Here is a 14,785-nt window from a genome sequence, read left to right as displayed (position 1 = left end):
GATTGAAGCACTTTCGCCGAGGTCGCCACGCCCTGTTCCCCGACCCACCAATCTCCGGGGCAGCACGTCCTCGGGCGGGCTGCCGCCGAACGGTCAGCGCCCGGTCAGGCGGCGGGCCAGCGTCCGGCGCAGCTCGTCGATGCCCGCGCCGGTCAACGCGGACACCGGCACCGCGTCCGGGTACGCGCGGCACAGCGCGTCGACCCACTCCGGCGGCGCAATGTCGATCTTGTTGAGCACCAGTAGTTCCGGCACCTGGCCCGCGCCGATCTCGTGCAGCACGCCGTGCACCGTGGTGATCTGGCCGAACGCGTCGGGCGCGGACGCGTCGACCACGTGCATCGCCAGGTCGCTGCGGGTGACCTCGTCCAGGGTCGAGCGGAACGCGTCGACCAGTTGGTGCGGCAGGTGCCGGACGAAACCCACGGTGTCGGTGACGGTGTAGGTCAGCTCGCCGGTGCTGATCCGCCGTACCGTCGGGTCGAGGGTCGCGAAGAGGACGTCCTGCACCTGGGCGGCCGCGCCGGTGAGGCGGTTGAGCAGGGCGGACTTCCCGGCGTTGGTGTACCCGGTGATCGACACCGAGGGGATCTGGTTGCGGGCCCGCCGCCCCCGGGTGCGTTCCCGCCGCCGGGCCAGTTCGCCGGCGTTGCGTCGCAGCCGGGTGGCCCGCTGGCGCAGCGTCCGGCGCTGGGTCTCCAGCCGCATCTCACCCGGTCCGCGCACACCGATGCCGGCGCCGCCGGCGACCCGGCCACCACCGACGCGGGACATCGACCGGCCGTCGCCGCGCAGCCGGGGCAACTGGTACGCGATCTGCGCCAGCTCCACCTGCACCCGCCCCTCGCTGGTGCGGGCGTGCTCGGCGAAGATGTCCAGGATCAGCGCGGTGCGGTCCACCACCCGTACCCCGACCCGTTCCTCCAGGTTCCGCACCTGGCCGGGGCTCAGCTCACCGTCGGCGATGACCAGTTCGGCCCCGGCGCGTTCGGTGGCGGCGGCCAGCTCGTCGACCTTGCCGGAGCCCAGGAAGGTGGCCGGATCCGGCTTCGGGCGGTGCTGCACCACCGCGTCGGCGACGTTGAGGCCGTCGGTGTCGGCGAGCCGTCGCAGCTCCTCCAGGGACACCTCACTGCCGGGGCCGTTGCCGCCCGCGCCGTCGTCCTCGCGCACCGCGACCAGCACCGCCGTCGGCCGTTGCCGGGAGGTCTCGGCTCCCGCACCGAGCAACCAGGTACCCGCCATCGTCCACCTCACCTCGCCTCGCCTCGCGCCGGACTACGGCCTACCCTGGCCGCCGCCGACCATGCCGCCGACGCCCTGCCCAGCCCAGCCGTCAGGTCGCATCGAGGTCCGAATCCACCCAGGCCGGGACATCCGGTCGCACCCCGGGTGAGCGAGCGACCAGGGAGGAGCGGCCTGGTACGGAGACGGCCCGGGACCCGGGACCGGAGCGACCCGGGACCAGAGCGACCCGGGACCAGAGCGACCCGGGACCAGAGCCCCCCGGGACCAGAGCGGCCAGGGGACGCCGGCGGGCTCCGGGCGGGGCCACTCGCCCGGAGCCCGCGCCGGTCATCGGCTCAGCAGCCCCCGGAGGGCCTTGACGACCTCGGCGGGTGCCTCCTCGGCCATGAAGTGCCCGCAGGAGACGGTGCGGTGGTGCAGGTCCGGCGCCCAGGCGCGCCACCGGCCGGCGGCGTCGAAGCCCAGCGCGGTGCCCCAGTCCTGCTGCAGGACGGTCACCGGCATGCGCAGCTGCCGGCCGGCGGCGCGGTCGGCGGTGTCGTGCTCCACGTCGATGCCGGCGGACGCGCGGTAGTCGGCGACGATGGACGGGACGGCCTGCCGGGACGCCGCCAGGTAGGCCGCCCGGACCTCGGCGGGGATGGCGTCGGGGTCCCGGGTCCAGATGTCGAGGAAGTGGCCGAAGAAGGCGTCCGGGCTGGCGGCGATGAGCTGCTCGGGCAGCCCGGGCGGCTGGGCCATCAGGTACAGGTGGAAGCCGACGGCGGCGGACGTGCCGCGCATGACGTCCCACATGTCCAGGGTCGGCAGGACGTCGAGCGCGGCCAGGTGGGTGACCGCCTCCGGGTGATCGAGACCGGCCCGCACGGCGACCAGTGCGCCACGGTCGTGGCCGGCCAGGGCGAAGCGGTCGTGGCCCAGGGCGCGGGCGAGCGCGACGATGTCGTCGGCCATGGTGCGCTTGGCGTACACCTCGGGGCCGCTCGCCGCGGGCTTGTCGCTGGCACCGTAGCCGCGCAGGTCGGGGCAGATGACGGTGTGGTCGGCGGCGAGGTCGGCGGCGACGTGCCGCCACATGAGGTGGGTCTGCGGGAAGCCGTGCAGCAGCACGATCGGGCTGCCCGAGCCGCCGACCGCGGCGTGCAGGGCCACGCCCTCGGCGACGGTGACGCGCTGATGATCGAATCCGTTGATCCTGGGGTTCACTGGGATCTCTCCTGCTCGTTCGGGTGTCCGTCGACCGACCGGGGGCAGGGCCCCGCGACCGGTCCTCGGGGTCGAGCCTGACCGGGGGCGATGAGCAGCGGATCAGCAGCGGATGAGTGCCCGGCTGGGCGGTGCCTAGAGTGGGTGCCATGAGCTGGCGGGCGGGGGCACCGGCGGTGACGTTCGGCGTGCTGGGGCCCGTGCAGGCGATCGGCGCGGCCGGGCCCGTACCGCTGCGGGGTCCGCGTCACCGGGCCGTGCTGGCCCGCCTGCTGGTCGCGCGGGGCCAGGTGGTGTCGGTGGACCGGCTCGTCGGTGACCTCTGGGAGACGCCACCGGAGCAGGCGGTGGCCGCGGTCCGAACCTTCGTCGCCGATCTGCGCCGGGCCCTGGAGCCCGAGCGGGCACCCCGCCAGCCGGCCCGGCTGCTGGTGACCGCGCCTCCCGGTTACGCGTTGCGCGCCGCTCCCGAGGCGGTGGACGCGTGGCGGTTCGAGACGGCGGTCACCGAGGCGGGCCGGCTGATCGGGGACGGCGACGCCGGCTCCGCACTGGCCCGGCTGACCGATGCCCTCGCCTGCTGGCGTGGCCCGGCGTACGCGGAGTTCGCCGACCAGGGCTGGGCGCGCGCCGAGGTCACCCGGCTGGACGAGCTGCGGATGCTGGCGGTGGAGCGCCGGGGCGAGGCGCTGCTGGCGCTGGGGCGGGCCGCCGAGGCCGCCGTCGAGCTGGAACAGCACGCCGCCGCGCAGCCGCTGCGCGAGGACGCCTGGCGGCTGTGGGCCACCGCCCTGTACCGGTCCGGTCGGCAGGGCCAGGCGCTGGCCGCACTGCGCCGGGTTCGGGAGACCCTGGTGGCCGAGCTCGGCCTGGACCCCGGCCCCGGGCTGCGCCGGCTGGAGGCCGACATCCTCGCCCAGGCACCGCACCTGGACCCGGCGGCGCCGGCGCGCCGGGCCGGCCGCCCCGATGACGGGCCGGCCCCGGACGGCCCCCCGGCGCCGGGCGGCGGCAGGGTGCCGGTGCCGGCGGAGGCGCCCGGCGGCGGATTGCCGGCGGAGGCGCCGCGTACCTTCGTGGGCCGGCGGGAGGAGCAGGAGCTGCTGGGGGCCGCGGCCGCAGCGGTGACCCGGCACCGCCGGCCGGCCCTCGCCCTGGTCTCGGGCGGAGCGGGGGCGGGCAAGACGGCACTGGCCGAGGCGCTCACCCGGCGGCTGGCCGGCGACGGCTGGGCCACCGCCTGGGGACGCAGTCCGGAGTACGAGGGCGCGCCGGTGGCCTGGCCGTGGACCCAGATCACCCGGGCGCTGGCCGTCGCGGACCCGTCATCGGGCGGCCCGACGGAGGAGCCGGCGGTGGCCCGGTTCCGCCGGCACCGGGCCGCCGTCGACCTGCTCACCGCGGCGGCCGGCCGAGGACCGGTGCTGCTGGTCCTCGACGACCTGCACCGGGCCGACGAGGACACCCTCGACCTGCTGGCCGCGCTGTTCGCGGAACCGGAGCCGGTCACCGGTCCCGTCCTCGTCGTGGGTGTCTTCCGGTCCACCGGGATCGGCCCCGAGCTGACGGCCGCCCTGGCCCGCCTCGCCCGCAGCGAACCGGTCCGGGTCTACCTCGACGGTCTGACCGCACCCGACACCGGCGAACTCGCCCGGGCGGTCGCCGGCCGGGACCTCGACCCGCCGACCGTCGACCTGATCCACCACCGCAGCGGCGGCAACCCGTTCTACGTCCGGGAGCTGGCCCGGCTGCTCGCCACGGAGGGCCCGGCGGCGCTGGAGGCCGTCCCACCCGGGGTCCGCGACGTCATCCGCCACCGCCTGGCACAGCTGCCCGGCCCCGCCCGCACGGTGGTGCAGCAGGCGGCCGTGCTCGGGCGCGACGTCGACCCGGACCTCCTGGCCGCGATGACCGGCGACGAGGTGGCCGTCCTGGACGCGCTGGACGACGCGGTGCGCGCCGGCGTCCTGACCGAGCAGGGCCGGGCGGCGCGGTTGCGGTTCGCGCACATCCTGGTCCGGGACACCGTGTACGGCGACCTGTCGGCGCCGCGCCGCAGCCGCTGGCACACCGCCGCCGGTACCGCCATCGAGCGGCTGCACCCCGACGACGTCACCGCCCTCGCGCACCACTTCTCCCGAGCCGGGACGCGGGCGGTCGCGCCGCGCGCCGCCCGGTACGCCTCCGCCGCCGCCGAGCAGGCCGAACGCCGCTCCCTCCCGCACCTGGCCGCCCGGCTGTGGCAGCAGGCGGTCGACGCCCACGAGCTCGCCGACGACGATCCGCACGGCCGGCTGCGGGCGCTGATGGGGCTGGGCCGCACGCTCGCCGTCGCCGGGCAGCTGGACCGGGCACGCCGGCACCGGGGCGCGGCGCTCACCGCCGCCGAGCGGCTGGACGACCCCCGGGTGACCGCTGACGTCCTCGCGGCCTTCGAGGTGCCCGCGATCTGGACCCGCAACGACGACGACCGCCTCGCCCACCGCATCGTCGAGTCCGCCGAGCGCACCCTGGCCGCCCTCGGCGGGGACCGGCCGGCGGATCGCAGCCGCCTGCTGAGCACGCTGGCGCTGGAACTGCGCGGCGGCACCACGGACCGGGGACACCGGGCCGCCCTGGCGGCGGAGGAGATCGCCCGGCGCCTGGCCGATCCGGCGCTGCTGGCGTTCGCTCTCAACGCCCGCTTCATGCACACCTTCGCCCGCGCCGGCCTGGCACCGCAGCGGGCGCGCATCGGCGCGGAACTGGTCGAGCTGGCCCGCGAGCACGAGCTGGTGACCTTCGAGGTGCTCGGGCACCTGGTCCTGCTCCAGGCCCGCTGCGCGCTCGCCGATCTCGACGCCGCCGACGCCCACGCCGCGGCCGCCGACCGCCTCGCCGACCGGTACGAGCTGCCGCTGGTGGGCGTCTTCACCCGCTGGTACGCGGGGCTGCGCCTGGCCGTCGGCGGGCAGGTCGCCGCCGCCGAGGTCGCGTACCGGGCCGCCCACGCGAGCCTCCCCGCCGCCGGGATGCCGGGCATGGAGAACGGGCTGCTCCCACTCGCGCTGCTGTCGCTGCGGCTGCCGGACCCGGCCGCCGGTGACCGGCCGGCCGACCCGCGCGGGCCCGCCGACAGGTGGCAGCGCGCGGACTGGGGACCGCACGAGCCCTGGGTCCGGCCGCTGGTCCTGCTCGCCGCCGGCTGCCGGGACGAGGCCGGCGCGGCGCTCGGCGCCCTCCCCGAGTCACCGCACGACCTGCTCCGCGAGGCGCGGCTGTGCCTCGCCGCCCGTGCCGCGCTCGCCCTCGACGACCGCACCACCATGCGGTACGCGTACGCGGAGCTGCTGCCCGCCGCCGACGAGCTGGCCGGCGCGGGCAGCGGGGTCCTCACCCTCGGGCCGGTGGCCGGACACCTCGCCGACCTCGCCACCGCGCTGGGCCGTCCCGACGACGCCGCCGCCCATCGCCGTACGGCCGCGGAGGTGGTCGCCCGAGCGCGCCGACAAGCGGTGACCGTCGATGGGCCGGACATCGACAGATATTGACGCTCTTGATACCGTGGCTGGCAATTATCTTCCCAGTGACGGGAGATGGGCATGCCCCGACGAATCCTGCACGGAGTCGCCGTCCTGGCCGTCGGCACCGCGGTGGCCACGCTCGGCGCCGTGCCGGCGCAGGCCGATCCGGTGGTGCCCCGGCACGCCGTGGTCATCTGCCAGAGCGCCAGCTTCTACGACAACTACGACTCGGTCAGCGGCCCCTACGGCCTGAAGCGGGTCCTGCCCTACGGCAACAAGATCGGCCACACGCCCGGGGCGCACCCGGTCTACAACGGCTGGGCCGCGACCTTCGACTTCGGCCCCAATGACTGGGGCTACCTGCGCATCGAGTGCATCGGGGGGTACGACTCATGGTGAGCCGATCCGTCGCCCGCGCGGTGGCGACCGTGCTGGCGGGAACCGTCGCCCTCGTCGCCGCACCGGTCGCGGCGCACGCCGACACCGGCACGATCGGGCAGCGCGAGACGGTCTGCGCCGCCGACCTGTTCGTCCGCACCCAGCCCAACGGCGCCTGGATGGGCACCCTGTACCGGGGCCAGACCTTCCTCGTCGAGGGCCCGCGCAGCGGCGGCTACGTCTACGGCTTCGCCTACGGGCACATCAACCGCCGCGGCTGGGTCCAGGACGGCTGGTTCTGCTGATCCGGCGGAAAGCCCGCCCGGCGCGGCGCGGGTCGCCCGTACCGGCCGCCAGGTTTCTCGTCGGTCGGCATGGTGGCAGCCGGAACGGGAAGGCCAGGATGGCCAGCAGGACGCACCGGGTCCCGAGGTACGAGCCCGAGCACCCGCACCGGAGGGCAGAGCGATGAGCGAGACGACGGAGAAGGCGATCCTGGCCGGCGGCTGCTTCTGGGGGATGCAGGATCTCATCCGGAAACGCCCTGGCGTGCTCGCCACCAGGGTGGGATACACCGGCGGAGACGTGCCGAACGCCACGTACTACAACCACGGCACCCATGCCGAGGCGATCGAGATCGTCTACGACCCCGAGAAGCTGTCCTACCGGGATCTTCTCGAGTTCTTCTTCCAGGTCCACGACCCGACCACGAAGAATCGTCAGGGCGGCGACGTGGGAGTCAGCTACCGGTCGGCCATCTTCTACACCGACGAGCAGCAGCGGCAGGTCGCGGAGGACACGATCGCCGACGTGGACGCCTCCGGCCTCTGGCCGGGCAAGGTGGTCACCGAGGTCACTCCCGCCGGCCCGTTCTGGGAGGCCGAGCCCGAACACCAGGACTACCTGGAGCGCAATCCCGGTGGTTACACCTGCCACTTCGTCCGGCCGGACTGGAAGCTCCCCCGTCGAGGGGAGAAGGCCGCGTAGCGGCCGGCTCTGCTCACCCGGCTGGCCGGCGAACGACGGGCGCGGCCAGCAGCGGCGCGGCTCGACGGGCGCGACCGGCCCGGCAACGCATCGTCACCGGGACGGCCCCGGGTCAGCGGGCGGGTCCGGGCGCAGCGAGGCGAGCAGCAGGTCGGCGAAGTGCGCGCCGACCTGCTCGGCGGTGAGGCGGCCGTCGGTGCGGAACCACGCGCCGAGGTGGTGCACCGCGCCGAAGAAGTAGTCGACGGCCAGGTCGGCCGGGACGTCGGCGCGGAAGGCCCCGGCGCGCTGGCCCTCCTCCACCAGCTCGCGGAAGCGTTCGTGGTACTCCCGCCGGGCCGCCCGCACCGCGCGCCGGCGGTCGGCCGAGAGCAGGTGCATCGACTGGAGGAAGATCGTGGCGTCGTCCAGGTTGGCGATCGCGGTGACCACCACGTCGGCGGCGGCCGCCCGCAGCCGCAGCGCCACCGGCTGGTCGCGGGCCATGATGGCCTCCAGGCGCTCGCGCTGCATGCGCAGCAGCCGCTGGTAGATCTCCTGGAGCAGGTCGTCCTTGGCGGCGAAGTAGTGGTACATCGCGCCCTTGGTGACCCCGGCCGCCTCGACGATCTCCTGGACCGAGGTCTTCTCGAAGCCCTTCTCCGCGAACAGCCTGGTGGCGACCGCCAGCAGCCGCTGCGGCAGCGCCTCCCCGTCCCCCGTCCGACCCACCGGTGCTCCCGCCCTCCCGGGCCGCCCGCCGGCCCGGTGCGCCAGCGTACGCACAGCGCCGCCGATCAGGCCGGCTGGACGCGCACCGGGATGCCGTTGAGCACGACGTTTCCGGAGAGCGGGTCGACGGCCGTCTCGTCGGTGAGCACGTTGCTGTTGACGCCGGCGTGGGCCCGGGCCACCGCCTGCCGGGTGCCGGGCACGTCGTGGCCCCACCCGTGCGGCAGGCTGACCACCCCCGGCATGGTGTCGGGGGTGACCTCCACGGCCACCACGAGCGAGCCGACCCGCGAGGTGACCCGGGCGTCCGCCCCGGCGGCCAGCCCGAGCTTCGCCGCGTCCTCCGGGTGCACCTGCAACGTGCAGCGGTCGCGGCCCTTCACCAACGCCGGCACGTTGTGCATCCAGCTGTTGTTGGACCGCAGGTGCCGGCGTCCGACCAGGACGAAGCCCTCCGGGGGCGCGTCGCGGGCGGCGCGCAGCCGGGCCACGTCGGCGGCGATCGGCGGCGGGCACAGCTCGACGGTGCCGCTCGGGGTGCGCAGCACCTCGGGCAGCCGCGGTCGCAGCGCCCCGAGGTCGACGCCGTGCGGGTGCTCCAGCAGCCGGGTCAGGGACAGCCCGTCCGGTCGCTGCCCGAACCGGTCGCCGTACGCGCCGAGCCGCAGCCGCGCGTCGAGCAGGCGTTCGGCCGGCCGGTCCCCGGCGACCAGCGCCCGCAGCTCCTCCGCGGGCCGGTCCAGTGCCTCGGCGGCGTCGGCGAGCACCTGGCCGAGCAGCTGTTCGTGCAGCCCCGCCGGGTCGGCGTCGGCGCCCTGCCCGGCGGCGATCAGCGTGAGCCGGGCCAGGATGTCGCACTCGTCGAGGCTGTCGGGCGCCAGCGGCAGGGCGGGCGGCGAGTAGCTCGCGACGTTGCGCACGGCCAGGGTGAGGAACGCGAAGTCGTAGTGGCCGGCGCGGGCGGGGTCGGGTGGCGGCAGCACCACGTCCGCGTGCCGGGTGGTCTCGTTCAGGTACGGGTCGACGCTGACCATGAAGTCGAGCGAGGCGAGCGCGCGGTCCAGCCGCTCGCTGTTGGCGGTGGAGAGCACCGGGTTACCGGCGACGGTGATCAACGCCCGGATCCGGCCCTCCCCCGGCGTCTCGATCTCGTCGGCGAGGGTGGCGACCGGCAGTTCGCCCTTGACCTCGGGCAGGCCTCGCACCCGGCTGGCCCAGCGCCCGGTGCGGAACCCCTTGCCGGGGCCGGCGGCCCGGGTTCGCTGGTGGGCGGCGAGCGGGAACATCGCCCCGCCGGGCCGGTCGAGGTTGCCGGTCAGCACGTTGACCACGTCGACCAGCCAGCTGGTCAGCGTGCCGAACGCGACCGTGCAGGTGCCGACGCGTCCGTAGACGGCGGCGGTGGGGGCGGCCGCCAGTTCCCGGGCGAGCTGCCGGATGCGCGGCGCGGGCACCGCGCACCGGTCGGCCACCCGCTCGGGCGCGAACGCGGTGGCCAGTTCCCGGACGTCGTCCAGGCCGGTGACGTGTTCCGCCAGCCGGCCGAGCCGGACCAGGTTCTCGTCGAAGAGCGTGTGCACGAGGGCGAAGAGCAGCAGCGCGTCGGTGCCGGGCCGGATGGGCAGGTGCTCGTCGGCGGCCGCCGCGGTGCGGGTGCGTCGGGGGTCGACGACCAGGAACCGGCCGCCGCGTGCCTGCAACGCCCGCAGCCGGCCCGGGAAGTCGGGCGCGGTGCAGAGGCTGCCGTTGGACTCCCAGGGGTTGGCGCCGAGCAGCACCAGCAGGTCGGTGCGGTCGAGATCGGGTACCGGGATGGTGTTGGGGTCGCCGTACAGGTAGCCGGAGGAGACGTGCTTGGGCATCTGGTCGACGGTGCTGGCGGTGAAGACGTTGCGGGTGCCGAGCGCCCGCAGGAGCGGGCCGGCGTAGAGCCCGCCGGCCATCGTGTGGACGGTGGGGTTGCCGAGGTAGGCGGCGACCGCGTCGCGGCCGCCGGCCCGGGCGGCGGTCAGGCCGGCCTCGACGGCGGCGAACGCCTCGTCCCAGCCCACCTCGCGCAGCGTGCCGTCGACCCGCAGCAGCGGTCGGCGCAGGCGGTCCGGGTCGGCGAGGAGCTGCGGGAACGCGGCCCCCTTCGGGCAGACGAAGCCGTGGCTGAAGACGTGCTCGCGGTCGCCCCGGGCGTGCGTCACCCGGTCGTCGGCGATGGTCAGGGTCAGCCCGCAGGTCGCCTCGCAGAGCGGACAGGTGCGGTACGCGGTACGCGTCGCGGTCGTTCCCGGCATCGCGGGCCCCCTCGGGATGGAATACCGACTGGTCGGTATGGTGGCACGCCGGCGGATGGCTGTCATCCCCCGCGACCGGCCAGCGCGGGGCGCAGCGGAACGGGCACGCACAGTGCGGCGGCCGACCGAATTCGGCCACCCGCGCGCTGGCCAGGGCAGATGCGCCGTTTCGGGTATTGACGGTGATGTAACGCACATCATTGAATGGCGGCGTGGCAGGGCCCCTCCGCGCAGCGGCCTCGACACGTACCACCGACATGGCCACCCCGACCGTTCGCGCTGCTGCCTCCTCAGCAGCCGTCGTCAGGGTGCGGTGGGCGGAGTGAACGAGCGCCGGCGAAGGATGCTGCTCACCGCGGCGTTGCACGTGGTCTCGCACGGCATCGCCGTCCTCTACTGCCTGATGACGCCCGGCGAGCCGCATCGGCCCCTGATGCTCGCCGCCTACAGCTGCGGGATGGCGTCCGGCGCCGTCGGCATCTGGGCGGCACGAACGGTGACCACGAAGGCCGCCGGCTACCGGGTCTCGTTCACCATCCTGCTGGTCACCATCGCCATGGCGGCGCTCGGCGCGTACTGCGACGGCGGGGCCGCCTCACCGGCCGCCCTGGGGTTCGTGACCACCACGGTGTTCGTGGCCACCTACACCCCGCACCTGCGGCTGATGATGGCGCTGGAGGCGCTCCTGCTCGCGTCGTACCTCGCCGTGGCCGCCCTCGGGCAACCGCCACGGCCCGGCCACGTCTTCCTCTACATGGCCGGCATGCTGGTGCTGATCTCGGTCTGCGGCACGCAGACCCGGAAGCTGGCGCGGCAGCGGTCCCAGCTGCGCGCCCTGGCGGCGCTGGACCCGTTGACCGGCGCCCTGAACCGGCGCGGCCTGGCGGACTTCACCCAACACCTGTTCCGCAGGTGCGGTCGCGCCGGCCCGGCCATGCTCTGTCTGGATCTCGACGACTTCAAGAGCGTCAACGACCGTCTCGGGCACGCCGCCGGCGACGAGCTGCTGAAGCGGACGGTGGCGGCGACGCGGGAGGTGCTGCGCCCCGAGGACGCCGTCGCCCGGGTCGGCGGCGACGAGTTCGTGGTCGTCCTCAGCGACACCGACGAGGCGACGGCACGGACGGTGGCGGCCCGGATCGAGGCGGCGGTGCGCCTTCACACCGGCGTCAGCATCGGCGCGGCCACCGCCCCGCGCGACGGGGACACGCTGGAGACCCTGCTGCACGTGGCCGACCGGCGCCTCTACCGGGTGAAGCAGCAGCGCCGCGGCGGCGACCGGCCCGGCCACGGACTGCTGTCCACCGACACCGTCGGCGCGTGACGCCGCCGGCCGGCCACCGCCGGGCCGGCTGGCCGGGCGGGCGCGGGCGGGTCCGGGGCGGAGAATAGGCAACCTTCTTGACAGATTTGTTAACCATCGACAAACTTCATCGCGAGAGCGCTCTCTCCGCCCGTCCGCCGCCGCCCTCGCCGTACCCCCGGGAGGACCCCATGTCCCCACACCCGCGCGTGCTCGGCTCGTTCGCCGCCGCCCTCCTGCTCGTCGGCGCGACGCCGGCGGCCGGCGTCGCCGGCCCGCCGGCCACCACCGCCCCCACCCACCGCGCCGCCCCGGCGGACCTCCCTCCGGGGCTGGTCGACGCGATGCGCCGCGACCTGGGTCTCACCGCCGCGCAGGTGGGCGACCGCCTCCGCACCGAGGCCGCCGCCCCGGCGGTCGAGCGGCGCCTGCGCGCGAAGCTCGGCCCCGCCTTCGCCGGCGCGTGGCTGCCCACCGACGGAAAGCGCCTCACCGTGGCCGTCACCGATCCCGCGCTGGCCCCGGTGGTCCGCGCCGAGGGCGCCGACGTCGCCGTCGCCGGCCGCAGCGAGAGCACACTCGACGCGGTCAAACGGGCGCTGGACCGGCGACATGCCCGGGCCGACTCCCGGGACCTGCACGGCTGGCACGTCGACGTGGCCAGCAACAGCGTCGTCGTGACGGCCCGACCCGGCGCCACCGCCGCGGCCACCGCGTACGTCCGGGCCAGCGGCGTTCCCGCCGACGCCGTCCGGGTGGTCACCTCCCCGGCCGCCCCCCGCCCGCTCTACGACATCCGCGGCGGCGACCAGTACGTCATCAACGGCAACACCCTGTGCTCGGTCGGGTTCGCGGTCGTCGGGGGGTTCGTCACGGCCGGCCACTGTGGGCGCGCCGGCAGCCCGACCCTCGGCTTCAACAACGTCGCGCAGGGCACGTTCGCCGGCTCGTCGTTCCCCGGCGACGACTACGCCTGGGTGCGCACCAACAGTTCCTGGACACCACAGCCGTGGGTCAACACCTACTCCGGCGGCAACGTGACCGTGGCAGGGTCGCAGGACGCCGCCATCGGCAGCTCGGTCTGCCGCTCCGGGCGCACCACCGGCTGGCGCTGCGGCACCATCCTCGGTCGCAACGAGACCGTCGTCTACCCGCAGGGAGCCGTCTCGGGGCTGAGCCGCAGCAACGCCTGTGCCGAGGGCGGCGACTCGGGCGGCGCGTGGATCTCGGGCAACCAGGCCCAGGGGGTGACCTCCGGCGGCTCCGGCAACTGCTCCTCCGGCGGCACCACCTGGTTCCAGCCGGTGAACGAGATCCTCGGGGTCTACGGGCTGTCGCTCGTCACCACCGGCGGCGGGCAACGGATCGTCAGCAACTGGAACAACCGCTGCATCGACGTGCCCAACTCCAACTTCTCCGACGGCGTACCCCTGCAGACCTGGACCTGCAACGGCACCAGCGCCCAGGCCTGGACCTTCACCGGCGGGACGCTGCGGACCCAGAACAACAAGTGCATGGACGTGGCGTGGGGCTCCACCGCCAACGGCGCCACCATCCAGATCGCCAACTGCAGCGGCAACCCCGCCCAGCAGTTCGTTCTCTCCGCCGCCGGCGACCTGGTCAATCCCCAGGCCAACAAGTGCGTCGACATCACCGACTGGAACAACTCCGACGGCGCCCGCCTCCAACTGTGGGACTGCGCGGGCACCGCCAACCAGAAGTGGCGTCGCGGCTGACACCACCACTCCCCCGGCGCGGCGGACACCACCGACACCCCACCGATCCCGCCGCCGCGCCGGTCGCCTCTCCCCCGTCGAACCCACGACAGGTTCGCGCCCGTCCCGCAGGAGGTCCCCATGTTCCCCATCCGCATCCGCCGGCCACGCGCGCTCGCCCTCGCCGGCGCCGCGCTCGTCGCCGCCACGGTGGCCCTCGCCGTACCGGTCGACTCCCGTCCCGCCGAGGCGGCGATCGGCGGAATCACCTGGCAGGACGAATTCAACGCCGGGGCCGGCACCCCGGTCGACCAGAGCAGGTGGCGCTTCGACATCGGCGGCGGCGGCTGGGGCAACAACGAACGGCAGTACTACACCAACAGCACCAGCAACGCGGTGCACGACGGCCAGGGCAACCTGGTCATCACCGCGCGCCGGGAGAACCCGGCCAACTACCAGTGCCACTACGGCCGGTGCGAGTACACCTCGGCCCGGCTGCTGACCGCCGCCACCTTCACGCAGGCGTACGGCCGCTTCGAGGCCCGCATCAAGATCCCTCGCGGGCAGGGCATCTGGCCGGCGTTCTGGATGCTCGGCAACGACATGGGCAGCGTCGGCTGGCCGAACGCCGGCGAGATCGACATCATGGAGAACATCGGCCGGGAGCCGAACACCGTCTACGGCACGATCCACGGCCCGGGCTACTCCGGCGCGGGCGGGATCACCGGCAGCCGGACCCTCGCCGCGCCGCTCGCCGACGCCTTCCACACCTACCGGGTGGACTGGGAGCCGAACTCGATCGTCTGGTACCTCGACGGCGTCGAGTACCACCGCGTCGACCCCGCCCGGCTCGGCGGCAACCGCTGGGTGTTCGACCACCCGTTCTTCATGATCCTGAACGTCGCGGTGGGCGGCAACTGGCCGGGCTACCCGGACGCGTCGACCCAGTTCCCGCAGCAGATGCTGGTGGACTACGTCCGGGTCTCCGGCTACACCTCCGGTGGCGGCGAGCCGGTGCCGGGGACCACCCGGATCCGGGGCGCGGCGAGCGGCCGGTGCATCGACATCCCCGGCGCGAACCCGGTCGACGGGGCCAAGCTGCAGATCTGGGACTGCAACACCACCGCCGCGCAGGCGTGGACCTTCGCCGCCGACGGCACCCTGCGCGCCATGGGCAAGTGCATGGACCCGGCCTGGGCCGGCACCGCCAACGGCACCGAGGTCAACCTGGTGAGCTGCAACGGCAACCCCGCCCAACGCTTCACCCTCACCGCCGCGGGTGACCTGGTCAACCTCAGCGCCAACCGCTGCGTCGACGTACGCGACCGGGTCACCACCAACGGCGGCAAGCTCCAACTGTGGGACTGCACCGGCGCCGCCAACCAGAAGTGGTCCCGCGCCTAGACCCGGTCCGCGCCACGTACCCCGTCCCCACGCCCTTCGTCGGCC

11 protein-coding genes are annotated in these 14,785 nt (G+C 74.8%); 7 read left to right on the top strand and 4 right to left on the bottom strand.

Features of this window, described 5'->3' with window-relative positions; all coding sequences use genetic code 11:
* Positions 1-93: 93 nt before the first annotated feature.
* Positions 94-1,245, bottom strand: coding sequence for a GTPase HflX (hflX, locus tag V6U89_RS25585; RefSeq protein WP_334574358.1), 1,152 nt, complete (start codon positions 1,243-1,245; stop codon positions 94-96).
* Between the two features lie 330 nt (positions 1,246-1,575).
* Positions 1,576-2,454, bottom strand: a complete 879-nt coding sequence (locus tag V6U89_RS25580; RefSeq protein ID WP_334574356.1) for an alpha/beta fold hydrolase — start codon at positions 2,452-2,454, stop codon at positions 1,576-1,578.
* A 149-nt stretch (positions 2,455-2,603) separates the two neighbouring features.
* On the opposite strand from V6U89_RS25580, the gene V6U89_RS25575 reads away from it, so the two are divergent.
* The 4 genes from V6U89_RS25575 (at position 2,604) to msrA (ending at position 7,322) form a co-directional block, all read left to right on the top strand.
* Positions 2,604-5,984, top strand: coding sequence for a BTAD domain-containing putative transcriptional regulator (locus tag V6U89_RS25575; protein WP_334574354.1), 3,381 nt, complete (start codon positions 2,604-2,606; stop codon positions 5,982-5,984).
* Positions 5,985-6,035: 51 nt separating this feature from the next.
* Positions 6,036-6,356: a hypothetical protein gene (locus V6U89_RS25570; RefSeq protein ID WP_334574352.1), complete on the top strand. Its 321-nt coding sequence runs from the start codon at positions 6,036-6,038 to the stop codon at positions 6,354-6,356.
* Positions 6,350-6,640, top strand: coding sequence for a hypothetical protein (locus tag V6U89_RS25565; RefSeq protein WP_334574349.1), 291 nt, complete (start codon positions 6,350-6,352; stop codon positions 6,638-6,640). The genes V6U89_RS25570 and V6U89_RS25565 overlap by 7 nt, the downstream gene beginning before the upstream one ends.
* A gap of 163 nt (positions 6,641-6,803) precedes the next feature.
* Positions 6,804-7,322: a peptide-methionine (S)-S-oxide reductase MsrA gene (msrA, locus tag V6U89_RS25560; protein WP_179804930.1), complete on the top strand. Its 519-nt coding sequence runs from the start codon at positions 6,804-6,806 to the stop codon at positions 7,320-7,322.
* Between the two features lie 93 nt (positions 7,323-7,415).
* Here the strand turns inward: msrA and V6U89_RS25555 are convergent, their stop codons facing one another.
* Together V6U89_RS25555 and V6U89_RS25550 are read right to left on the bottom strand one after the other, a co-directional pair.
* A complete protein-coding gene (locus V6U89_RS25555) occupies positions 7,416-8,033 on the bottom strand; it encodes a TetR/AcrR family transcriptional regulator (protein ID WP_334574346.1) in 618 nt (205 codons plus the stop codon).
* Between the two features lie 65 nt (positions 8,034-8,098).
* Positions 8,099-10,318, bottom strand: coding sequence for a molybdopterin-dependent oxidoreductase (locus V6U89_RS25550; RefSeq protein ID WP_334574344.1), 2,220 nt, complete (start codon positions 10,316-10,318; stop codon positions 8,099-8,101).
* Between the two features lie 322 nt (positions 10,319-10,640).
* Between V6U89_RS25550 and V6U89_RS25545 the strand changes: the two genes are divergently transcribed.
* The 3 genes from V6U89_RS25545 (at position 10,641) to V6U89_RS25535 (ending at position 14,740) form a co-directional block, all read left to right on the top strand.
* Positions 10,641-11,642: a GGDEF domain-containing protein gene (locus V6U89_RS25545; RefSeq protein ID WP_334574342.1), complete on the top strand. Its 1,002-nt coding sequence runs from the start codon at positions 10,641-10,643 to the stop codon at positions 11,640-11,642.
* Between the two features lie 170 nt (positions 11,643-11,812).
* Positions 11,813-13,357 carry a ricin-type beta-trefoil lectin domain protein gene (locus tag V6U89_RS25540; protein ID WP_442933986.1) on the top strand — a complete coding sequence of 515 codons (1,545 nt, stop codon included), beginning with the start codon at positions 11,813-11,815 and terminating at the stop codon, positions 13,355-13,357.
* A gap of 120 nt (positions 13,358-13,477) precedes the next feature.
* Positions 13,478-14,740, top strand: a complete 1,263-nt coding sequence (locus V6U89_RS25535) for a family 16 glycosylhydrolase (RefSeq protein ID WP_334574340.1) — start codon at positions 13,478-13,480, stop codon at positions 14,738-14,740.
* The last annotated feature ends 45 nt before the right edge of the window (positions 14,741-14,785 follow it).

It is taken from the genome of Micromonospora sp. CPCC 206171 (assembly GCF_036906755.1).
GTDB lineage: Bacteria > Actinomycetota > Actinomycetes > Mycobacteriales > Micromonosporaceae > Micromonospora > Micromonospora purpureochromogenes.
This window is presented reverse-complemented; position numbering and strand designations above follow the sequence as displayed.